Source organism: Marinobacter litoralis (genome assembly GCF_016427555.1).
Classification (GTDB): domain Bacteria; phylum Pseudomonadota; class Gammaproteobacteria; order Pseudomonadales; family Oleiphilaceae; genus Marinobacter; species Marinobacter litoralis_A.
The window spans coordinates 65,704-88,965 of record NZ_JAELVS010000005.1 but is presented as its reverse complement, the minus strand read 5'-3'; the positions used below and the strand labels follow the sequence as shown (position 1 = coordinate 88,965).

Genomic DNA, 23,262 nt, shown 5'->3' with positions numbered 1-23,262 from the left:
GGACCCGATTAGTGTGTCGCTGAGTTCAAAAATAAGACTAAGGCCGGCAGCGAGGGCTGCCGGCTTGCTGGCGGCATCTGCGGCAACAGTTTCATGATTCAATCAACGTAAAGGCAATCTGAATGGCTAATAGATTCAAGTGCGCGACACTGGGTTCTGCCTGTATCGGCCTCTCCATGGCATTTGCGGCACCCTCGGCGTTTGCGCTTAAAGATATCATTGATATTCCCGCGCGGGATACAGAATTGGCCCCCGAGTCGTTGCTGAATGATGTAACCCGCACCGGGGATCGTATTGTTGCGGTTGGTGAGCGCGGGCACATTATTTATTCCGATAACGAGGGTGAAAGCTGGGCACAGGCCGAAGTGCCAGTGTCGGTCACACTGACAGCTTTGGATTTCGGCACCGAAAACCACGGCTGGGCTGTCGGGCACAGTGGTGTTCTGTTGCATTCTTCGGATGCGGGCGAGAACTGGGTTCTGCAGTTTGATGGGCTGAAAGCAGCCGCGCTGACCATCGAAAGCAAGAAAGCGCAGATAGCTGAGATGGAAGAGACCATCGAGCAGGCCCCTGAAGATCAGAAAGACGATCTTGAGTGGGCGTTGGATGATTTGGTTTTTGCGCTTGAAAACGCGGAAGCCGATATGGAAGTAGGGCCGGTTAACCCGCTACTCGATGTTTGGTTCGAGAACGATAAGCACGGTTTTGCAGTTGGTGCCTACGGAATGATTTTGCGAACTCAGGACGGCGGCGAATCCTGGCAAGACTGGTCGCCGTACATCGATAACGCTCAAAACTTCCATTACAACAGTATTGACCGGATCGACGGTGGTGCCTTGGTGCTTGTCGGTGAGGCGGGACAGATTCATGTTTCCGTCGACAACGGTGACACTTGGGAACGTCGCGAAAGTCCCTATCCAGGCTCGCTGTTTGGTGTAACGGGCACTGGTAGTGCCAATGAAATTCTGGCATTCGGTCTGCGCGGAACCACGATTTTCTCAAATGATCTGGGGCGCAGTTGGACCATCGTCCCGAATGAGGGTAATACCACGTTGAATAATGCGATTGTGACTGAAGATGGTCGCATTACGCTGGTGGGGAACAGCGGCGCAGTTTTGATGAGCGTAGATGGTGGTGAGACGTTCAGCGCATATTTCCGCAATGATCGCGGGAGTGTGATGGGGGCCGTTCCGCTGTCGGAAACCAATCTTTTGCTGGTCGGTGAGGGTGGAGTGAAATTCACCGATTCTCGCGGTAAGAACCTTAAATAACGCCCTGGTGTGGCATCAACGGAATAAAGGATAGAGGGCTTATTAATGTCTGACCCGATGCATGACAGGGGTGAACATTACCTGACAACGCCAAAAGCGGAACCGTTTCTTGAGCGTTTGATATTTAACAACCGGGCTTTGATTTTGTTCGGATTTCTCGTGCTGACACTGTTTCTTGGCTATAACGCTGCCAAGATCCAGCCGGATGCCAGCTTTGAGCGGATGATTCCGCTGGAGCATCCGTACATCGTCAACATGCTCGACCATCGGGATGACCTGGAAAATCTGGGTAACTTCGTCCGTATCGCCGTAGCGGTTGAAGACGGAGATATTTTTGATCCCGAATACATGGAAACCCTGAAGCAGATCACCGATGAGATGTTTTATCTCAATGGTGTGGATCGTTCCGGGTTGAAATCGCTGTGGACGTCTAACGTTCGATGGGTGGAAGTGACCGAACAAGGTTTCCAGGGCGGCACGGTTATTCCGGACAACTACGACGGATCGCGTGAGAGCCTCGAGCAGTTACGTCAGAACGTTCTGCGTTCGAACGAAGTGGGTCGCCTGATCTCGGATAATTTCCAGTCGACGGTTGTTTACGCGCCACTGTACGAGAAAAACCCGGAAACCGGCGAAGCGTTGGATTACGCGGAGTTTTCTCGTCAGCTGGAAGAAAAAATCCGGAACAAATATGAAGGCCAGAATCCTGAAATCAGCATCCACATCGTCGGCTTTGCCAAGAAAGTGGGAGATTTGATTGAAGGCATCGGCTCTATTGCCTGGTTCGCGGGCATTACCATTTTGCTAACCACGCTGCTGCTGTTCTGGTACTCGCGCTGCATCGCTGGAACTTTGGTGCCGGTGTTTACCTCGATCATTGCGGTGTTCTGGCAGTTGGGTGCGCTCAGGTTGCTCGGGTATGGCCTGGATCCCTACTCAGTACTGGTGCCTTTCCTGGTATTTGCTATTGGTATCAGTCACGGCGTTCAGATTGTTAACGCCATGGCGGTTGAATCAGCGAAAGGCTTCGATGCCGTAACGTCTGCCCGCCTGGCTTTTCGTGCGCTGTATATCCCGGGCATGCTGGCGCTGATTTCAGATGCCATGGGCTTCCTGACCCTGGTGTTTATCGAAATCGACGTTATCCGCGATCTGGCAGTGGCTGCCGGCTTGGGTGTCGCCTTCGTGATCGTCACGAACCTGGTGTTGCACGTTCTGATTATGTCTTACATTGGCATTTCCAAGGGCGGCGTGCGTCACGTTCAGAATCATGGTGAAAAGCAGGATCGAAAATGGCGCGTTATGTCCTACTTCTCACACCCGGGTGTGGCGCCTATTTCCTTGTTGATTGCGGTAATCGGCCTTGGCTTGGGTATGTATTACAAGCAAGACCTGAAAATCGGTGACCTTGACCAGGGTGCGCCAGAGTTGCGAGCGGACTCCCGTTACAACAAAGATAATGCTTTCATTATCGATAATTATTCCACCAGTGCCGACGTATTGGTTGTTATGGTGAAAACGCCTGAAGAACAGTGTACCCAGTACAACGTGCTTCGGGCGATGGATAGCCTTCAGTGGGAGCTGCAGAACACGCCGGGCGTTCAGGGTTCTGTATCGCTGGCCGACGTGTCCAAGTTGGTGACCAAGGCACTTAACGAAGGTAACTGGAAGTGGTTCGAGATTTCTCGTAACCAGACCATCATCAACGCGTCCATCCGTGATGCACCTTCGGGCTTGATCAACACAAGCTGTGATCTGACTCCGGTGCTGGTGTTCCTGGAAGACCACAAAGCAGAAACTCTGCAGACCGTTATCGAAAGAACAGAGGCATTCGCCCAGGCGAACAGCAACGAAGAGCATACGTTCTTGCTGGCGGCTGGTAACGCGGGTATCGAGGCGGCGACTAACGAAGTGATTTCCGGCGCCAAGGACATCATGCTCCTGCTGGTATACAGCGTTGTGAGTTTACTGTGCTTCCTGACGTTCCGCTCGCTGCGTGCAGTTGCGTGTATCGTGATTCCGTTGGGGCTGACCTCGATTCTGTGTGAGGCCATCATGGCGATGTCCGGTATCGGCATCAAAGTGGCAACCCTGCCGGTTATTGCGCTGGGTGTGGGGATCGGTGTTGACTACGGTATCTACATCTACAGCAAGCTGGAGCACTTCCTGTTAGAAGGCAAACCTCTGCAAGAGGCTTATTACGAAACACTGCGTTCAACAGGTAAGGCCGTTATCTTTACCGGCGTAACGCTGGGGCTTGGTGTGGTGACCTGGATCTTCTCGCCGATCAAATTCCAGGCGGATATGGGCTTCCTACTGTTCTTCATGTTCTTGTGGAATATGGTGGGGGCTATCTGGTTGTTGCCAGCATTGGCACGGTTCCTGTTGCGGCCAGACAAGATGTTGGCCAAGGCAAGAACTGCGGCCAAATCCTGATAACCGTCAGTAACTATGAAAAAGCCCGCATCTGCGGGCTTTTTTTGTTTTCTGTTCAGCTGTTTAGCGGCACAATCGTTCCTTTATTTATTGCCTGATGTGTTCTATGTTTTAATTCGAGCGAAAGATTTGCCCATGGACTGAGTGGGCGAGTGACAATAATGACTGAAAAAGGGAAGAGTACACATGACACTGAAACTTAAAGCGTCCGCAATGGCCGTCGCTGCAGCTGTTAGCCTTGGCGCAGCATCCACTTCTGTTTCAGCCCAGGACCAGCGTTTTGTGACGATCGGTACCGGTGGTGTAACAGGTGTTTATTACCCGGCAGGTGGTGCAATTTGTCGTTTGGTTAACATGGACCGCAAAGAACACGGTATCCGCTGTTCAGTGGAGAGTACCGGTGGCTCGGTATACAACCTGAACGCGATCCGCGCAGGCGAGCTGGATTTGGCTGTGGCCCAGTCTGACTGGCAGTATCACGCTTACAACGGAACCAGCCAGTTTGAGGATTCCGGTAAGGACGAAAAACTGCGTGCGGTTTTCTCTCTGCATCCAGAACCGTTTACTGTAATCGCCAGCAAAGGCTCCGGCATCAAAAACTTTGAAGATCTGGAAGGCAAGCGTGTGTCGGTCGGTAACCCGGGCTCAGGCCAGCGTGCAACGGCTGAAGTGTTGATGGACGCTATGGGCTGGGGTATGGACAAGTTCTCTCTGGCTGCAGAAATCAAAGCTGCCGAGCAGTCGCAAGCACTTTGCGATGGCAACATCGACGCGTTCTTCTATACCGTTGGTCACCCCTCTGGTGCTATCAAAGAAGCCACCACCTCTTGTGACAGCGTTGTTGTCAACGTAGACAACAAGGCCAGCCAGAAGCTGATCGCTGATAATCCGTACTACCGTCAAGCAACCATCCCGGGTGGTATGTACCGCGGAACCGATGCAGATGTAACCACCTTTGGTGTGGCGGCGACATTCGTTTCCTCCACTGATGTGCCCGATGATGTTGTGTACGCGGTTGTCAAAGCGGTGTTCGAGAACTTCGACAGCTTTAAGCGTTTGCACCCAGCGTTTGGCAACCTGAAGAAGGAAGAAATGGTTGCTGATGCTCTGAGTGCGCCTCTGCACCCAGGTGCTGCAAAGTACTACCGTGAAGCCGGCCTGATCGACTAACAGGCCGTGCACGCATCAGGGCGAGCTGTGCTCGCCCTGAATTTCCCATCAAGTTATCTACACATCACAGGTACATTCAATGACAAAGAATGACTCCGGTTCCGGCGCGAGTGTGGATGCTGCCAAAGTCGAACAGGTATTACAGACGGAAACCGGGGGCAGGGCGCTTGTCGGGCCTGCGGCTGCAATCCTTTTCGTTATTCCAGTGTGCTGGTCTTTGTTTCAGCTTTGGATTGCGTCACCACTTCCGTTTATTCTGAATTTCGGCATCTTCAACTCCACAGAAGCCCGTTCGATCCATTTGGCGTTTGCGGTGTTTTTGGCTTTTTCTGCGTTTCCCATGTTCAAGGGCGTGCACACCACCAAAGTGCCCATCTACGATTGGATTCTGGCAGCGGCCGCTGCGGCTTCAGCGTCTTATCTTTACGTTTTCTATGACCAACTAGCCCAGCGTCCCGGTGCACCGATTACTCAGGATCTCTGGGTTGCGCTGGTTGGTTTGGTATTGCTCTTGGAGGCGACGCGTCGGGCGCTCGGGCTTCCGTTAACAGTTGTCGCCGCGGTGTTTATTGGATACTCGCTGGCGGGCCCCTACATGCCCGATGTGATCTCGCATAAAGGTGTGAGCCTTAACAAGCTGGCCTCTCATCAATGGCTGGGCACCGAAGGCGTTTTCGGTGTTGCCTTGGGTGTTTCCACCAGTTTCGTTTTCCTGTTTGTACTCTTCGGCGCATTGCTGGAGCGTGCAGGGGCAGGTAATTACTTTATTAAAGTCGCCTACGCCATGCTTGGCCACATGAAAGGCGGGCCTGCCAAGGCGGCCGTGGTTTCCAGTGGTCTGAGCGGTGTTATTTCCGGTTCATCAATCGCCAACGTGGTGACTACGGGTACCTTTACCATTCCTTTGATGAAACGTGTTGGTTTCCCTGCTACCAAAGCCGGTGCTGTTGAAGTAGCTGCCTCCACAAACGGCCAGTTGACGCCGCCAATCATGGGGGCGGCCGCCTTTCTCATGGTGGAGTACGTCGGGATCTCCTACCTGGAGGTTATAAAGCACGCCATCTTGCCGGCGATGATCTCTTACGTTGCCCTGATCTACATCGTGCATCTTGAGGCCTGTAAGTTGAAAATGCAGGGCATCGAGCGCTTGAATCGCCCAACGCTGGCGCAGCGCATGCTGAACTGGGTGGTGGTTTTGCTCGGTCTGTTCGCATTGACGGCGGTAGTGTACTACGGCATTGGTTGGACTAAGGAATACCTCGGTGCCGCAGCGATATGGGTGTTAGGCGGTGCTTTGCTGCTGAGTTACATTGCCCTTATTGGTTATGCGACCAGGTTCCCCGAGCTGGAGGTGGATGATCCGGATGAGGATATGGGGAAACTTCCGGAAGTGGGGCCAACGGTCAAGACCGGTTTGTATTATCTACTGCCGGTTGTCGTGCTGGTTTGGTGCCTGACGGTTGAGCGTTTCTCGCCGCAGCTGTCTGCTTTCTGGGCAACCTTGTTCATGATCTTTATCGTCATAACCCAGCGTCCGTTGAAGGCTTTCTTCCGCAAGCACGGCGGCCTGATGGGCGAGTTCGTTGGTGGTATATCAGATCTCTTCCACTCCCTGGCCACCGGCGGACGAAACATGGTCGGCATTGGTGTGGCAACGGCTACTGCGGGTATCGTGGTCGGTACGGTCACGCTGACGGGCATCGGGCTGGTGATGACTCAGTTCGTGGAGTTCTTGTCGGGCGGTAACCTGCTGCTGATGCTGATATTCACGGCATTGATCAGTCTTGTGCTGGGCATGGGGCTGCCAACCACGGCCAACTATATTGTTGTGTCTACCTTGATGGCGCCGGTTATTGTCACACTGGGGGCCCAGAACGGCCTGTTGGTGCCGCTCATTGCGGTGCATCTATTCGTGTTCTACTTCGGGATACTGGCGGATGATACGCCGCCCGTGGGGCTGGCCGCCTATGCGGCGGCTGCCATATCCGGAGCAGATCCGATCCGTACGGGTGTGCAGGGCTTCACCTACGATATCCGTACCGCGATCTTGCCCTTCATGTTCATTTTCAATACGCAGCTGCTGCTGATTGGTCTGACCGGGTGGTTTGATCTGTTGGTCACGATCGCCAGCGCGGTCACGGCAATGCTGGTGTTCTCGGCGGCCACACAAGGCTTCTGGTTCACTCGCACCCGTTGGTGGGAGACGATCGCGCTGTTGCTGATCACCTTTGCGCTGTTCCGCCCGGGATTCTTCTGGGATATGGTCTACCCGCCCCACGAAGAGGTGCAGGGCGCTGCGATTATGGAATACGTTGAAACGGCACCTAAAGACGAAAGCGTTGTCTTCAGGGTGTCCGGAATGTCTCTCGATGGCAGCGACGTAACCACTTACGTGCAGCTCGATATGCCGGCCGGTGAAACTGCCGCCGAGCGTTTGGCTGCTGCTGGCCTTGAAGTGTCAGAGTTTGATGGCGCACTGGCGGTGGACTTCGTCAACTTCGGTAGCCCTGCGGAGAAAGCAGGTATCCAGTTTGGCTGGACCATTGAGGCGGTTCAGGCGAAGCTGGAACGGCCGCCGAGGGAGCTGATGTTCATTCCGGCTCTCTTGTTGCTAGGGTTTGTGGCTTACGGCCAGCTCAGGCGAAAGGCGAAAGAAGAGGCGCAGCCACAACCAGCCTAAATTCAAGGGTAGGTTGGTGTTAGTAGAAGCCCGGCATTGTTGCCGGGCTTTTTTCTGTTAAACTCGCCCTCAAATCGGCCCGCGGTTTGTGTCGCGGAGGCTGACAACCATGTGATCTTTGGTATAGATCACCGCTGAGGAATCATCAGGAGAGCTTCATGCCCGTCATTACCCTGCCAGATGGCAGTCACCGCAGTTTTGCAGAACCCGTTACCGTACACGATGTTGCCGCTGATATTGGCGCAGGCCTGGCTAAGGCTGCCCTGGCAGGCAAAGTGGATGGTCAGCTCGTCGATACCAGCCACTTGATTGAAAACGACGCGGAGCTGGCGATCGTGACCGAGCGGGATGAAGACGGCGTGGACGTGGTGCGCCACTCAACGGCTCACCTGTTGGCAATGGCGGTCAAAGAACTTTTCCCGGAGGCTCAGGTAACGATCGGCCCCGTGGTAGATAACGGGTTCTACTACGACTTCAAATACGATCGTCCGTTTACCAATGAGGATCTGGCGCGTATTGAAAAGCGCATGGAAGAGTTGGCCAAGCAGGATATTCCGGTTTCCCGCTCTGTTATGTCTCGGGAAGAGGCGGTAAAACTGTTTGAAGACATGGGCGAAGAGTACAAAGTCCAGATCATCGAAGACATTCCCGGTGACGAAGATCTGTCTTTCTATCGCCAAGGTGACTTCATCGACTTGTGTCGTGGCCCTCACGTGCCAAGCACCGGTAAGCTGAAAGCCTTCAAGCTGACTAAGGTGGCGGGCGCCTTCTGGCGTGGTGACCACAACAACGAGCAGTTGCAGCGGGTTTACGGCACCGCTTGGGGCAACAAGAAAGATCTTAAGGCTTACCTGAACCGTCTGGAAGAAGCGGAAAAGCGTGACCACCGCAAAATTGGTAAGAAGCTGAAGCTATTCCATATGCAGGAAGAGTCGCCGGGTATGGTGTTCTGGCATCCGGATGGCTGGTCGCTGTATCAGGAAATCGAGCAGTACATGCGTGGAAAGCTGCGCAACCACGGCTACCAGGAAATCAAGACTCCGCAAGTGGTTTCCCGCACACTATGGGAAAAGTCCGGTCACTGGGACAAGTTCTCGGATGCGATGTTTACCACAGAGTCCGAGAAGCACGATTACGCCATCAAGCCCATGAACTGCCCCTGTCACGTGCAGGTGTTCAATCAGGGCCTGAAGAGCTACAAGGATCTGCCGCTTCGTCTGGCGGAGTTCGGTTCCTGTCACCGAAACGAAGCTTCTGGTGCACTGCACGGTTTGATGCGTGTTCGTGGCTTTACTCAGGACGATGCGCACATTTTCTGTGAAGAAGACGCCATTCAGGAAGAAGTGTCGGCATTTATCCACTTGCTGCACGAAGTGTATGAGGATTTCGGCTTCTCTGAAATCCTGTATAAGCTTTCAACCCGTCCGGAAAAGCGTGTGGGTTCTGACGAAGTATGGGATAAGTCCGAGGCGGCTCTTGAAGAAGCGTTGAACCGTGCCGGTGTTGACTGGGAATTGCTGCCGGGTGAAGGTGCGTTCTACGGCCCGAAAATTGAGTTCTCTCTGAAAGACTGCATCGGCCGTGTTTGGCAGTGCGGTACGATTCAGGTGGATTTCTCTATGCCCGGTCGTTTGGGGGCTCAGTATGTGGCCGATAACTCCGAGCGGAAAACGCCGGTCATGCTGCACCGTGCCGTTCTCGGGTCTTTTGAGCGATTTATCGGTATACTGATCGAAGAATACGAAGGTGCGTTCCCCACCTGGCTGGCCCCAACACAGATTGCGGTTCTGAATATCACTGATAATCAGCGTGATTACTGTGAAAAATTGGCTAAAAAATGGGATTCTTTGGGATATCGGGTAAATGCTGACTTGAGAAACGAGAAGATCGGCTTTAAAATCCGCGAGCATACTCTTAACAAGGTTCCCTACCTTGTCGTTGTAGGCGACAAAGAAATCGAGAACAACGCGGTTGCCGTGCGCACCCGCAAAGGGGAAGATTTAGGAACCTTATCGCTTGAAGCGTTTGAGCAGCTGTTGGCTGCCGATATCGAACGTAAAGGCAAAACTGAAACGGAGATCTAATTATTAAACAGCGAGCGAATCGGGGGCGTACTCCAAAAGCGCCTATCAATGAGAATATTGACGCAACTGAAGTCCGCTTGATCGATGCCGAAGGCAATCAGGTTGGTGTTGTTCCAATTGAGGACGCTCTCCGCATGGCGGAAGAAGCGACACTTGATCTGGTACAGGTTACGGATTCCGATCCGATCGTCTGTAAAATAATGGACTACGGCAAGAAAATCTTCGAAGAGAAGAAAGCGAAAGCAGCTGCCAAGAAAAAGCAGAAGCAGACGCAGGTCAAAGAGCTTAAGTTCCGTCCAGGAACTGAAGAAGGGGATTATCAGGTAAAACTACGCAACCTGGTACGTTTCCTTGAAGCCGGGGACCGCGGCAAGATCACCATTCGTTTCCGGGGCCGTGAGATGGCACACCAAGAAATTGGTATGAAGCTCATGAACCGAATCGAAGCGGATGTTGAAGAGCTTGCAACGGTAGAGATGCGGCCGAAAATGGAAGGCCGGCAGATGACCATGATTGTGGCTCCCCGCAAAAAGAAGTGAACCTGATCCAATGATGGGTCCCCCGCATTAGCGGGGGATTTGTCGTTCAGGGGCACAAGTGTTTTTCCTAAAATAGAATGCGGAGTTTTAAAAAATGCCTAAGATGAAAACTAAGAGTGGAGCTACCAAGCGGTTCAAGAAAACCGCTACTGGCTTCAAGCACAAGCAGTCCTTCACCAGTCACATCCTGACCAAGAAGAGCCCTAAGCGTAAGCGTCAGCTGCGTGGCACCAAGCTGATTGCCAAGTCCGATGTGGCTTCAATCAAGCGCATGACGGCGTGCTGATTCAGCCGCTAACTTCTTGATCAAGTATATTAAGGTAGAAGGATAATAGTATGGCTCGTGTAAAACGTGGCGTGGTAGCACGTCGTCGTCATAAGAAGATTCTCAAGCAGGCCAAGGGTTACTACGGCGCTCGTAGTCGTGTATTCCGCGTTGCCAAGCAAGCGGTTATCAAAGCCGGTCAGTACGCATACCGTGACCGTCGTAACCGTAAGCGTGCTTTCCGCGCTCTGTGGATCGCTCGTATCAACGCTGGTGCTCGTGCAAACGGTCTGTCTTACAGCCGTCTGATCGCTGGTCTGAAGAAAGCGAATGTTGAGATCGACCGTAAGGTTCTGGCTGACCTGGCCATGAACGAGCAGCAGACTTTTGCTGTTATTGTTGAGAAGGCCAAAGCGTCCCTGTGATCGCTTAAGCTCTTTCATCGATTACTGATCGATCAGGGCGCCTCATGAGTTCATGACGGTGCCTTCTGAATAGGGGAAGGGCGCGCTCTTCCCCTATTTTTGTTTTAACCTACCTCATTTCAGGTTTGGAGCAGGGTCAATGGAAAACCTTGAACAGTTGGTTCAGGACGGATTGAGTGCAGTCGAAGCGGCAGACAACCTTCAGGCGCTTGATCAAATTCGCGTAGAGTACCTCGGTAAGAAAGGCTCTATTACTCAGCAGGCCAAAACACTGGGTAAGCTTTCCGCAGAGGAACGCCCTGCAGCCGGCCAGAAGATCAACGAAGCCAAAGGGCAGGTTGAACAGGCTATTAACGCCCGCCGTGCCGATCTTGAAAAGGCCGCCATTGAGGCCAAACTGGCCAGCGAATCCATTGATGTGACCTTGCCGGGCCGCGGACAGGATCTGGGTGGACTGCACCCGGTGACCCGCACACTTCAGCGTATTGAAGAGATTTTTGCTCGCGCCGGTTACAGCGTCGAGCAAGGGCCGGAAATCGAAGACGACTACCATAACTTCGAAGCCCTCAATATTCCGGGGCATCACCCCGCTCGTGCCATGCACGATACCTTCTATTTCAATCCGGGCACGCTGCTGCGTACTCATACATCCCCTGTTCAGATCCGTACCATGGAAGCCGGTAAGCCGCCGTTCCGAATGATCTGCCCGGGACGGGTATACCGCTGTGACTCGGACATGACGCACACGCCTATGTTTCATCAGGTAGAAGGCTTGCTGATCGAAAAAGATGTGAGCTTTGCTGATCTCAAGAGCACCGTAGAAGAGTTCTTGCGCGTGTTCTTCGAGCGAGATTTGAAAGTACGCTTCCGTCCCTCTTATTTCCCGTTCACCGAGCCTTCTGCGGAAGTGGATATCGAATGGGGCCGGGAAGCCGACGGCAGCATTAAGTGGTTGGAAGTCATGGGTTGCGGAATGGTGCACCCGAAAGTGTTCGAGCATTGCGGCATTGATGCCGAAGAATATCGCGGATTTGCGTTTGGTCTGGGCGTTGAGCGCCTGGCCATGCTTCGCTACGGCGTGAAAGATCTGCGAATGTTCTTTGAAAACGACCTGCGTTTCTTGCGCCAGTTCCGATAAGCCGAAGGGCTAAAAGGCGCAAGCAAGTCTCCGAATCAACCGCATAAATGGCATCAGGACAAGGCTAGAACGATGAAATTCAGTGAACAGTGGCTGCGAGAGTGGGTTAATCCGGGCATAGATTCCCAGGCATTGATGGATCAGATCACCATGGCTGGTCTGGAAGTAGACGGATTTGAGCCGGTAGCCGGTGAGTTTTCCGGTGTAATCGTGGGTGAAGTGGTTTCTGTGGAAGCGCACCCGGACGCCGACAAGCTCCGCGTTTGCCAGGTCAGTAATGGTGACGAAACCGTACAGGTTGTTTGTGGTGCACCGAACGTGCGCGAAGGGCTGAAGGTGCCGTTTGCCGAAGTGGGCGCAGTGCTGCCGGGTAACTTTAAGATTAAAAAAGCCAAGCTGCGCGGTCAGCCGTCTCAAGGCATGCTGTGTTCTGAATCGGAACTGGCGCTGTCTGAAAGTCATGATGGCTTGATGGAATTGCCGGACGACGCTCCGGTTGGTCAGAGCATGGTGGATTACCTGAAGCTGAACGACATCGCCATTGATGTTGATTTGACCCCCAACCGCAGTGATTGCCTGTCAATCAAAGGGTTGGCCCGCGAAGTAGGTGTACTGAATAGCTCGGTGGTGGAAGCCCCTGAAATCGAGCCGGTTGAGGCGGTTCATTCAGAGGTTCCGGCGATTCGTATCGAAGCACCGGAAGCGTGCCCCCGTTATCTGGGGCGTATTCTGCGTAACGTAAATCTGAAAGCCGAAACGCCGCTGTGGATGCAGGAGAAACTGCGTCGTTCCGGCATTCGCTCCATCGACCCAGCGGTTGATGTGACGAACTACGTGATGCTGGAACTCGGCCAGCCTCTGCATGCGTTCGACCGGGAAGAAGTTTCCGGTGGCATCGTGGTTCGAATGGCGAAAGCCGGCGAGAAACTGGTGTTGCTGGACGGTCAGGAAGTTGAACTGACGGCTGAAACTCTGGTGATCGCCGATCACGATAAGCCGATCGCCATTGCTGGCGTGATGGGCGGGGAGCACTCGGGCGTCAACGAAAAGACTCAGGATCTGGTTCTGGAATCGGCCTATTTCGAACCCATTGCAATGGCTGGAAAGGCCCGACACTACGGTTTACATACCGACGCGTCTCACCGGTTCGAGCGTGGCGTGGATTATGAGTTGCCGCGCGAGGCAATGGAACGCGCGACTCGCCTGCTGATGGACATCGTTGGTGGTGAACCGGGCGAGATTGTTGAGGTGGTCAGTTGGGAAGATCTGCCCGCGGCCAAAACTGTGGATCTCCGCGAGAAGCGCTTGGCTGATGTGCTGGGCTTGGCGATTGACCGCACCACCGTTGAGGAAATTCTGTCCAGGCTCGGCTTGCGTGTTGAGAAGCTTCTGAAAGACGGCTGGCGCATCAGCGTACCCAGTTTCCGTCCGGACATTTCAATCGAAGAAGATTTGATTGAAGAAGTCGGGCGTATCTATGGCTACAACAACCTGCCGGTCACAGAGCCAACGGGCTCGCTGGGTTTGAGTGTTCGGGAAGAAGCTACCCGTCCGTTGTCTGTTGTTCGTAACTTCTTTGTAGCCCAAGGGTATCAGGAAGCCGTTACCTATAGCTTTGTAGACCCGAAAGTGCAGCAGTTGGTTGATCCGGAGCGCGAGGGCATTGCCTTGGCGAATCCGATTTCTGCAGATTTGTCGGTTATGCGCACCACCTTGTGGAGCGGTCTTTTGAAGACGGTGCAACACAACCAGAATCGCCAGCAACCTCGAATCCGCTTGTTCGAGACGGGCCTTCGCTTTGTGAAAGATGGTGACGAGATCGATCAGCAACCCATGTTGGCCGGTGTTGTGGTGGGCAACCAGAACCCGGAAAACTGGACCAACGGTCGCCGTGCATCCGACTTTTTCGATGTAAAAGGCGAGCTGGAAAGCCTGTTCCAGGTGCTCGGTATTGAGATTCAGTTCAGGGCTAGCCAGCACCCTGCATTGCACCCCGGCCAAACCGCAGAATTGCTTCGCGATGGCGAAAGTGTCGGCTGGTTGGGAACTTTGCACCCTCAAGTGCAGAAAAACCTTGAACTTAATGGCACGATTCTGATGTTTGAGCTATTCTTGAATTCGATCGTGACCGGATATGTGCCTAATTTCAAAGATGTTTCGAAATTCCCGGAAGTTCGAAGAGATTTGGCTATCATTATCGGAAGCGACGTATCGTTCGCACAGGTTGAAGAGGTAGCTCGTAAACAAGCCGGCGAACACCTGACAGATATGCGTGTGTTTGATGTCTACGAAGGCGAAAGTCTGGGTGAGGGCAATCGCAGTTTGGCTCTGAGCCTGTTTTGGCAGCACCCTGAACGCACGTTGAATGAAGACGAAGTGCATACGCTCTTCAACGGGGTGATCGATTCCCTTAAAGAAGAGCTGGGGGCAACACTGAGGAGTTGACGGATGGCGGCTTTGACGAAAGCGGATATGGCAGAGCGCTTGTACGAAGAGTTAGGTTTGAACAAGCGGGAAGCCAAAGAAATGGTAGAAGCTTTCTTCGATGAGATCAGAGGTGCTCTCAGTCACAATGAGCAGGTCAAGTTGTCAGGATTCGGCAACTTTGACCTCCGTGACAAGAAGCAGCGCCCCGGGCGAAACCCCAAAACGGGCGAAGAGATTCCGATCAGCGCCCGGCGCGTCGTTACCTTCAGGCCCGGCCAAAAACTGAAACAAAAAGTAGAAACGTATGCTGGAACCGAGTCATAACAACGAGCTCCCCGTTATTCCGGGTAAACGCTATTTCACCATCGGTGAGGTTGCTGAGCTGTGCGCCGTAAAGGCACACGTTCTGCGGTATTGGGAGCAGGAATTTCCACAGCTCGCACCGGTCAAGCGCCGGGGTAACCGTCGTTATTATCAGCGTGCCGATGTTATAACCATCCGTCAGATTCGCAGTTTGCTGTACGATCAGGGCTACACCATTGGCGGCGCTAAGCAAAAGCTAAGTAGCTCCGAGGTGAAAGACGACACCTCGCAGTACAAGCAACTGATTAGACAGATGATTACCGAGCTGGAAGAAGTGTTGGATGTATTGAATGCGCCGGCCCGTTAATTAACAGCAGCCGGTATGGTTACAGAAAAGCCGAGACGTTAATCGTCTCGGCTTTTTTCGTTTAAGTGCTTTTAATCGTGCTTTCTTAGAGCGTGGGTAAGCCGAGCAAGTTGTTCCGCGCATTGTTCCAGGCTGGTCTCTGCTTGAGCGTAGGCGCTCTGGAGCTCCATAGGGCCCCGAGTGATCGAAAATGCTGCAGTCAGGCCCTGTGCCTGCAGGGCAGAGAAATCCAAGCCCAGCATGCCGGCAAAGCCGACCACCGGCACACCGTGTTTCCTGGCCATCTGGGCCACACCGGCGGGAGTTTTTCCGTAAGCGCTTTGGTTGTCGATGGCTCCTTCGGCAGTGATTACCAGATCCGCATGTTGGATGTGGCGTTCCAGCTCGACGGTTTCCATCACAAGCTCGATACCGGGGCGCAGTTGAGCGCCGAGAATGCCGGCCGCCATCCCCCCTATGCCGCCGGCTGCGCCGCTGCCAGGGAAGCTGGCGATATCCCAACCCTGCTTTTTGGCCAGTCGGGCAAAGTGAGCCAGATTGGTGTCCAGTTTAATGAGTTGTTGGATGCTGGCGCCTTTCTGGGGGCCGAATACAACGGCGGCACCTTTGGGGCCGGTCAACGGGTTGTTGACATCGCAGGCAACAACCAGTCGGGTGTCTCCGAGAGCATCAATGGCTGGTTGCAAGTCCAGACTGGCGAGTTTGCCCAGACCGATGCCGCCGGCCGGGATACGGTTACCGTTCTTGTCGAGAAGCTTCGCTCCCAGTGCCTGCAGAATTCCGGCTCCGCCGTCCGTTGTGGCGCTACCGCCCAGCCCCATAACCAGGACTTTCGGTTTGTGTTCCAGTGCTTCCAGCATCAATTCGCCTGTGCCATAACTTGAGGCCATCAGGGCGTTTCGTTCGTCAGGAGCCACGCAGTGCAGGCCGCTTCCTTCGGCCACTTCAATAATCGCTGTATCGGAGTCATTTGCGATGCCATAACGGGCGACGACGGGGTCTCCCAGTGGCCCGGTTACAGTGACGGAATGCAATGTTCCGTTCAGTGCTTCCGTTAGCGCAACGGTTGTCCCTTCTCCACCATCGGCCAGAGGCACTTCAATGATTTCGTCTCGGGGCGCAGCGTTTGCCCAGCCCCGGCCCAGCGCTCTGGCAACCTGATCGGCGGCCAGACATTCCTTGAACGAATCAGGAGCAATGACGACGCGCATGTTATAAGGCCACCAGTGAGGTTAGCCACACGCATGCGATGGTCACCAGCCCCATTACCAGCGTTGCTGTGGTGTGAGACTTGTAGGCGGTGGCAACGTTCATTTTGCTGAACTGTGACACGACCCAGAAGTAGCTATCATTGGCATGAGAGACCGTCATCGCCCCGGCACCCACCGCCATAACAGTCAGTACCCGGCCCAGCTCGGAATCCAGTCCGAGCTGCGGAAGCAACGGAGCAACCAATGCAGACGCGGTCACCAGTGCTACGGTAGACGAACCCTGAGCCGACTTTAGTGCCGCCGCGACGATAAACGGCATGATGACGCCCAAGCCCAGAGTCGATAGGGTATCGCCGAGGTAGCTACCTAGCGGTGTTGCCGCCAGAACCGCTCCGAACGCACCACCGGCGCCAGTAATCAGGATGATTGGCGCTGCTACTTCCAGCCCTTTGCTGGTGTGGCGACCAAACTCTTCAAACTTGTTTCTGCCTTGCAACAGTGTGAGTGCAAATCCAAGACCGATAAGCAAAGCGTTCAACGGCTTGCCGAGAAAGTTCAGAATGTCATACGCCATTCCATCACCGAGCGGTGCGGTTGGGTAGTTGGCAACGGAACCTGTGCAGATCAACAAAATTGGCACAAAGATCGGAGCAAACGCTTTGGTGGCGGAAGGCAGTTCGCCGTAATGTTGTTTGGCCTCTTGGAATGCCTCTTCTGCCTGCTCGAGTTCCGTGCTGGGTAGATCTTTACAGCGGGATGCCCAGAACAGGCCGGCAAAAGCCGCGATGATCGCAAACACCAAACCGATTCCGATGACCATGCCCAGGTTGTTTTCCAGGCCGAGGTTTCCTGCCGCCGCAATTGGGCCGGGGGTTGGTGGAACCAGAGTGTGGGTGGCGAACAGGCCCGTAGACAGGGCAACGGTCATGGCTACAGGGGAAGCATTGAGCGTTCTCGCCATGGAGCGTTTAAGGCTGTTTAAAATCACATAACCGGAATCGCAGAACACAGGGATGGCGACAATAAAACCAACGATGGACATCGTAAGTGTCGGGAACCTCTGACCGAGGCATTTGACCACGCTTTCAGCCATCACAATGGCAGCACCGGTGCGCTCAAGAATCACACCAATGATGGTACCCAGAACAATCACCAGGCCGATGTAGCCCAGAATATTTCCAAAACCGGCACGAATGGTTTTTTCGATGTCTGCCAACGGCAGGCCGAAGGCAAAAGCGGCCAGAAACGAGGCGAGCAGCAGGGTAATAAAGGGGTTCAGTTTTAGTCGGCTGGTCGCGAACACAATAAAAATTATAACCGCGACCAATATCAGCACCAGATGCATTGGAAATCTCCAGAATCAACCCGATTGTGACACCGACTCTGTGGCCGGTTATGTGGTGCTAAGTGTAAGAGCTGATTGGCAAGATTTCGTTATGCATGTGAACAGAGTTGTTCTATTTTTGCTCGACTTAATTGTTCGTTCGCATAAAAGAGTGATTGGATTCCATTGCCAGGTAGAGAAGCGCCAGGTCCTCAAGCCGGAAAGGCGACAGGCCTGTCAACGCCTTGATACCTTTTAGGCGGTACCGTACTGAATTACGGTGCAGATGAAGTTGCCGGGCGCACCGCTGTATATCTCCATCGGAGGAAATGAAGGCGCGAAGAGTCTTGAGGTATTGATCACTGCGGGCATGGTTGAGTAGAGCGCGAAGCGCCTGGTTCAGTTGCTCTTGCTGCCATGTCGGATGCAGGCTACGCCAGAGTGTCGCCAGCGGAAAGTCTTCGTAATGCCCACGAACAGGCGCCGGAGAGCGCTGCTTGGCGGCCTGTAAGGCCGCTTCGGCTGACTCGTAGCAGGCTTGCAGATTGTTGGTGAAGATGGCTCCGGTAGCCGCGGATGTTGCCGTTTCCAGATTCTGCGGAAGCCTTGCGATTGCGGCATTCATGGCATCTTGCGGCAATCTATCGGTAAAAAAGAAAGCGATCTTCTGATCCGGAGTCTGAACCACTAGTGCCTCGGGGTCAGTCCGCTCCAGATCTCGGGCTAGCGTGACGATATCGGTTAGCCAGGGCAGGTGCGGTTGACCCGGTTCGAGCACCACGGCAATCCGCGGTTTACTCAGGTCAATCGATAATTGCTCAAGCCAGTGTTCCGATACCGCTTCGCCATTCAGTAATGCCAGTAAGGTGTTTTCAATCTGGTGCCGGCGTTGGCGGCTGACTTCTATCAAAGATGCCTGTTCCAGTATCAACTCGGCCGTCACCCTTACCAGATCCGCAAACGGCAATACCTTTTCCGGCGTGCCCGAAATACCGACAACCGCGACGATCTTGCCCGCTACTTCAACCGGCAAATTAACGCCCGCTCGCGTACCGGTATATCGGCAAGCGTCTTGCTCGGTTATCACTACCGGTGCACAGGTTTCGGCCACTTGCCGAGCCGCCTGATGTATGGCGCCCACTCGCAGAGAGTCACCCGAGGCGATAATGATGCCGTCCGGAGTCATCACGTTGACGGAATGCCCGATTACGGGCATGGCGCGGTCCACGATGCGTTGAGCGGTGGCTCGATCAAGAGTGGTCATTAGAGGCCCCGGTCTTTCACGTTTTCCATGACTACAAAGGTACTGGTTTGCAGAACATGGGGCAGGTTGGAGATTTGCTCCCCCAGCACTTGTCTATACTCGGCCATGTTCCGTGTGCGGATTTTCAGCAGATAATCAAAATTAGCGGCCATCATGTGACATTGCTCCACTGCAGAGATCTGTTTGACGGCGTTGTTGAATGCGGCCAAAGCCTTGCTGGAGGTATCACTCAGGGTTACTTGAGCAAAGGCTACATGAGAATGACCGAGTTTTGTCTGATTCACCATGGCGGAATAGCCCGTAATGTACCCCTGTTCTTCAAGGCGCCGCATGCGTATTTGGCAAGGGGTTTTGGACAGGCCCACCCGGGAAGCCAGATCGGTAACGGTAATGCGCCCGTTGTTCTGCAGTTCCCGGATGATGGCAAGGTCGATTCTATCGAGATCCGACATGGCTGCTATCCTTGTTGTGTGCGATCGAAATAGGCCTTTCTAAGCCGGTTTTCCTAATTTTAATGGATATGCAGTTTTTTTGATAACGATGATGGTCCAATTAAAGGAAATAAGTCCGGATAAAGGTGTCTAATAGGAAAATAGAATATACCGCCTTCGCTACAATGCGGCCAGTATTCCAATAATCAGGAGGCATAACCATGAGTGTGCAGCAATCCGCGGCAAAAGAGCTCCACGAAATTCGTCAGGCGCTACGCAATAACTATCTGGCGGACGAGTATGAGGTGATCCACCGACTGATTGAGCAGGCTCAGTTGTCTGATGAAACCCGCCAAGCGATCTCTGCCCGAGCAGCAGAGCTGGTGCGTGATGTACGTGACAACGCCAAGCCTACCATTATGGAAAAATTCCTGGCTGAGTACGGGCTGACCACCAAAGAAGGTGTGGCACTGATGTGCCTGGCGGAAGCGCTGCTGCGGGTGCCCGATAACTTTACTATCCAGGATTTGATTGAAGATAAAATTACGTCTGGCAACTGGGGTGCCCACGTCGGTAAAGCGAAATCCGGCTTGATCAACTCCGCCACTCTGGCGTTGCTGATGACCAGCAACCTGCTGAAGGATTCTGAGCGTCAAAGTGTAGGCGACACCCTGCGTCACTTGGTGAAACGTTTGGGCGAACCCGTGGTTCGGGTGGCGGCCGGTCAGGCCATGAAAGAAATGGGCCGCCAGTTCGTATTGGGCAGAGACATTGAAGAAGCCCAGGAAAATGGCCGGGAAATGGAAGAGCAGGGCTATACCTATTCCTACGATATGCTGGGTGAAGCCGCTCGCACCGATGCCGACGCCGAGCGCTATTACCAGGCTTACGCCACCGCCATCGACAGTATCAGCAAACGATGTGAAGGCGACGTTCGAACCAACCCGGGCATCTCGGTGAAGCTGTCCGCATTGCTGGCCCGATACGAGTATGGTCAGAAAGAACGGGTAATGAACGAGTTGGTGCCCCGAGCACTGAAGCTGGCCAAAAAAGCGGCTGCCGCGAACATGGGGTTCAACATTGACGCGGAAGAGCAGGATCGTCTGGACCTATCTCTGGATGTCATCGAAGCCATCTTTGCCGATCCAGCGCTGGATGGATGGGATGGCTTTGGCGTGGTGGTTCAGGCGTTCGCCAAGCGAGCTTCACAGACCCTCGACTGGCTGTATGCACTGGCTGAAAAACACAACCGCCGAATCATGGTGCGTCTGGTGAAAGGCGCCTACTGGGATGCCGAAATCAAGCGCGCTCAAGTGATGGGGCTTGAGGGCTTTCCGGTGTTTACCCGTAAAGCCTGCAGTGATGTCTCTTACTTGTCGTGCGCCACTCAACTGCTCGGCATGACCGACCGCATCTATCCGCAATTCGCCACCCACAACGCGCATTCGGTATCGGCGGTTCTGGAGCTGGCGAAAGATTTGAGTCGAGAAAAGTTCGAGTTCCAACGCTTGCACGGCATGGGTGAGTCTCTGCACGACCAAGTACTGAAAGCAAGCAACGTTCCGTGCCGGATCTACGCCCCGGTGGGTGCACATAAAGATTTGTTGGCTTATCTGGTTCGCCGGTTGCTGGAAAATGGCGCCAACAGCTCCTTCGTTAACCAGATTGTCGATACCAGCATTACCCCGGAAGAGATCGCCAAAGACCCGATTGATGCCGTGAATGCGCTGGGTCGCGATGTTTCCAGCCAAATGATCGTGAAGCCGGCGGATATCTTCGGCGAGCAGCGCCGTAATTCAAAGGGGTGGGATTTGACCGATCCCGTCACCGTGGCCGAGCTGAACGAAGGGCGAGGCAAGTATAAAACACACCAGTGGCAGGGTGGTCCCGTAACGGTCACCGAAGCAAAGGGTGGCGAGGTAGTAGATGTTCGCAACCCTGCTGATCTGGACGACGTAGTGGGTCAGATTACCTATGCTTCCGAAGCAGACGTGGATGCCGCTGTCGAAGCGGCCCGTAACGGTTTCGAAGACTGGGCGGCCGTCCCGGCAGAAAAGCGTGCTGAGCTGATCCGTAAGGTGGGGGATCTCTACGAAGAAAACGTGGATGAGCTATTCGCACTGACGACTCGGGAAGCAGGCAAGTCTTTGTTTGACGCCGTGGCCGAGATTCGTGAAGCGGTGGACTTCGCCATGTTCTACGCCAACGAAGGTATTCGTTATAAGGATGCCGGAGAAGCCCGTGGTGTGATTTGCTGTATCTCGCCCTGGAACTTCCCGCTGGCCATTTTTACCGGTCAAATTTTGGCTAACCTGGCAGCCGGAAATACCGTGGTGGCCAAGCCTGCGGAGCAGACTTCTTTGTTGGCCGTGCGTGCGGTTGAGTTGATGCACGAAGCTGGTATTCCGAAAGACGCGATCCAGCTCCTGCCGGGCGACGGTGGCACCGTGGGTGCTGCGCTGACGTCGGACTCGCGCATTGAAGGGGTTTGTTTCACTGGTGGTACCGATACCGCCAAACTCATCAACAAGGCAATGACCAAAAACATGGCTCCGGATGCACCGCTGGTTGCCGAAACCGGTGGTATGAACGCCATGATTGTGGACTCCACGGCATTGCCGGAACAGGTGGTGCGTGACGTTCTGGCTTCCTCTTTCCAGAGTGCCGGTCAGCGTTGTTCAGCCCTGCGTATGCTCTACGTGCAGAAAGACATTGCCGATGGCTTGCTGGAGATGCTCTACGGCGCCATGGAAGAGCTGGGTATTGGCGACCCGTGGGAGCTCTCCACTGACGTGGGGCCGGTGATTGACGAGGAATCTCGTAAAAAGATCAACGATCACTGCAAAAAATACGAGCAAAAGGGCAAATTGCTCAAAAAGCTGCCGGTGCCGGAAAAAGGTATGTTCGTCTCGCCTGCAGTTCTGCAAGTCAGCGGTATTGAGGAAATGGAAGAAGAAATCTTCGGCCCGGTGCTGCATGTGGCTACCTTTGAAGCCAAGGATATCGACAAAGTGGTGGACGCGGTGAACGCCAAAGGCTACGGCCTGACATTCGGCATTCATAGCCGGGTAGATCGCCGTATCGAGCACATTGCCAGCCGAATCAAGGTGGGTAACACCTACGTTAACCGCAACCAGATTGGCGCTATTGTTGGTTCTCAGCCCTTTGGTGGTGAAGGATTGTCTGGGACCGGCCCGAAAGCGGGTGGCCCGCAATATGTGCGCCGCTTTATTAAGGGCGACGTTGTTGAAAAGGCCGCGGGTGAGGGCAAAGCCGTTGGCGCTCGAAAGGTGCAGAAGCTGATCGATCAGCTGGCCAAGCTCGATGTGCCCGCTCCGGAAGGCCGTCAGCAGGCACTCAGTCCGTTCTTTGGTGAGGTTCCGGCACCGCTGGATCTCGGCCATGAAGAAATGCCAGGGCCGACGGGTGAGCAAAACCATCTGTCTTGCCACGCTCGGGGCGTTGTCTTGTGTCTGGGGCCGGATACTGACTCGGCCGTTGAGCAGGCTGGCGTGGCCATGTCGCAGGGTAACAAGGTTGTGGTGGTTGCTCCGGGCGCGGAAAAAGCGCTGGCGCGTGCAATTAACGCGGGCCTCCCGGTTATCGCCTGTGATGGTTTGCTGGAGCCCGAAGCCCTGACTCAGCTTGGCGGCTACGAGGCGGTTGTGAGTGTGGCGGATAAGCCGTTACTCAAGCGCTACCGTGAAGCGCTGGCTGTACGGGATGGTGCTCTGTTGCCTGTGATCACTGAGCACAAGCTGGATCAGCGTTACGTCATTGAGCGCCACCTATGCATCGACACCACCGCTGCTGGAGGTAACGCCAGCTTAATCGCTTCAGCGGAATAACTCGCATCAACGCAATCCTCTCCAAGCGCAGCATCTATTCAGAAAAACTGAATAGATGCTGCAGTTTTCTTCGTTTTAA

17 protein-coding genes are annotated in these 23,262 nt (G+C 54.0%); 13 read left to right on the top strand and 4 right to left on the bottom strand.

Annotated elements, in window-relative coordinates; genetic code table 11:
* Nucleotides 1-122: 122 nt before the first annotated feature.
* The 12 genes from JAO79_RS13425 (at nucleotide 123) to JAO79_RS13370 (ending at nucleotide 15,105) form a co-directional block, all read left to right on the top strand.
* Nucleotides 123-1,271 (top strand): WD40/YVTN/BNR-like repeat-containing protein, encoded by a 1,149-nt coding sequence (locus JAO79_RS13425; RefSeq protein WP_199007765.1) that lies wholly within the window; start codon nucleotides 123-125, stop codon nucleotides 1,269-1,271.
* A 45-nt stretch (nucleotides 1,272-1,316) separates the two neighbouring features.
* Complete coding sequence (locus JAO79_RS13420; protein WP_199007764.1) at nucleotides 1,317-3,707, top strand: efflux RND transporter permease subunit; 2,391 nt, start codon at nucleotides 1,317-1,319, stop codon at nucleotides 3,705-3,707.
* Nucleotides 3,708-3,893: 186 nt separating this feature from the next.
* Nucleotides 3,894-4,877, top strand: a complete 984-nt coding sequence (locus JAO79_RS13415; RefSeq protein ID WP_199007763.1) for a TAXI family TRAP transporter solute-binding subunit — start codon at nucleotides 3,894-3,896, stop codon at nucleotides 4,875-4,877.
* 79 nt (nucleotides 4,878-4,956) lie between these two features.
* The gene (locus JAO79_RS13410) at nucleotides 4,957-7,557 is read left to right on the top strand and encodes a TRAP transporter permease (RefSeq protein WP_199007762.1); all 2,601 of its coding nucleotides are present in this window, start codon (nucleotides 4,957-4,959) and stop codon (nucleotides 7,555-7,557) included.
* A gap of 158 nt (nucleotides 7,558-7,715) precedes the next feature.
* Entirely contained in the window at nucleotides 7,716-9,641 is a 1,926-nt protein-coding gene (gene thrS, locus JAO79_RS13405) for a threonine--tRNA ligase (RefSeq protein ID WP_199007761.1), read from the top strand.
* A gap of 2 nt (nucleotides 9,642-9,643) precedes the next feature.
* On the top strand, nucleotides 9,644-10,180 hold the full coding sequence (gene infC / locus JAO79_RS13400) for a translation initiation factor IF-3 (protein ID WP_199007885.1): 537 nt from the start codon (nucleotides 9,644-9,646) through the stop codon (nucleotides 10,178-10,180).
* Between the two features lie 94 nt (nucleotides 10,181-10,274).
* Nucleotides 10,275-10,466 (top strand): 50S ribosomal protein L35, encoded by a 192-nt coding sequence (gene rpmI, locus JAO79_RS13395; RefSeq protein ID WP_007151842.1) that lies wholly within the window; start codon nucleotides 10,275-10,277, stop codon nucleotides 10,464-10,466.
* A gap of 50 nt (nucleotides 10,467-10,516) precedes the next feature.
* Entirely contained in the window at nucleotides 10,517-10,870 is a 354-nt protein-coding gene (gene rplT, locus JAO79_RS13390) for a 50S ribosomal protein L20 (protein WP_114333214.1), read from the top strand.
* Nucleotides 10,871-11,009: 139 nt separating this feature from the next.
* Entirely contained in the window at nucleotides 11,010-12,008 is a 999-nt protein-coding gene (pheS, locus tag JAO79_RS13385; RefSeq protein WP_199007760.1) for a phenylalanine--tRNA ligase subunit alpha, read from the top strand.
* A gap of 72 nt (nucleotides 12,009-12,080) precedes the next feature.
* On the top strand, nucleotides 12,081-14,453 hold the full coding sequence (gene pheT / locus JAO79_RS13380; RefSeq protein ID WP_199007759.1) for a phenylalanine--tRNA ligase subunit beta: 2,373 nt from the start codon (nucleotides 12,081-12,083) through the stop codon (nucleotides 14,451-14,453).
* 3 nt (nucleotides 14,454-14,456) lie between these two features.
* Complete coding sequence (ihfA, locus tag JAO79_RS13375; RefSeq protein WP_022989370.1) at nucleotides 14,457-14,759, top strand: integration host factor subunit alpha; 303 nt, start codon at nucleotides 14,457-14,459, stop codon at nucleotides 14,757-14,759.
* Nucleotides 14,740-15,105: a MerR family transcriptional regulator gene (locus tag JAO79_RS13370; protein ID WP_199007758.1), complete on the top strand. Its 366-nt coding sequence runs from the start codon at nucleotides 14,740-14,742 to the stop codon at nucleotides 15,103-15,105. Before ihfA ends, JAO79_RS13370 begins: the two co-directional genes overlap by 20 nt.
* Nucleotides 15,106-15,176: 71 nt before the next feature.
* On the opposite strand, the gene JAO79_RS13365 is transcribed toward JAO79_RS13370, so the two are convergent.
* The 4 genes from JAO79_RS13365 to JAO79_RS13350 all read right to left on the bottom strand — a co-directional run bounded on the left by JAO79_RS13365 (nucleotide 15,177) and on the right by JAO79_RS13350 (nucleotide 19,356).
* Nucleotides 15,177-16,316: a glycerate kinase gene (locus JAO79_RS13365; RefSeq protein ID WP_199007757.1), complete on the bottom strand. Its 1,140-nt coding sequence runs from the start codon at nucleotides 16,314-16,316 to the stop codon at nucleotides 15,177-15,179.
* Between the two features lies 1 nt (nucleotide 16,317).
* Complete coding sequence (locus JAO79_RS13360; RefSeq protein ID WP_199007756.1) at nucleotides 16,318-17,661, bottom strand: GntP family permease; 1,344 nt, start codon at nucleotides 17,659-17,661, stop codon at nucleotides 16,318-16,320.
* Between the two features lie 127 nt (nucleotides 17,662-17,788).
* On the bottom strand, nucleotides 17,789-18,904 hold the full coding sequence (locus tag JAO79_RS13355) for a CdaR family transcriptional regulator (protein WP_199007755.1): 1,116 nt from the start codon (nucleotides 18,902-18,904) through the stop codon (nucleotides 17,789-17,791).
* Nucleotides 18,904-19,356 (bottom strand): winged helix-turn-helix transcriptional regulator, encoded by a 453-nt coding sequence (locus JAO79_RS13350; RefSeq protein WP_199007754.1) that lies wholly within the window; start codon nucleotides 19,354-19,356, stop codon nucleotides 18,904-18,906. Before JAO79_RS13350 ends, JAO79_RS13355 begins: the two co-directional genes overlap by 1 nt.
* Nucleotides 19,357-19,556: 200 nt before the next feature.
* Between JAO79_RS13350 and putA the strand changes: the two genes are divergently transcribed.
* Nucleotides 19,557-23,183, top strand: a complete 3,627-nt coding sequence (gene putA / locus JAO79_RS13345) for a bifunctional proline dehydrogenase/L-glutamate gamma-semialdehyde dehydrogenase PutA (RefSeq protein ID WP_199007753.1) — start codon at nucleotides 19,557-19,559, stop codon at nucleotides 23,181-23,183.
* Nucleotides 23,184-23,262: the final 79 nt, after the last annotated feature.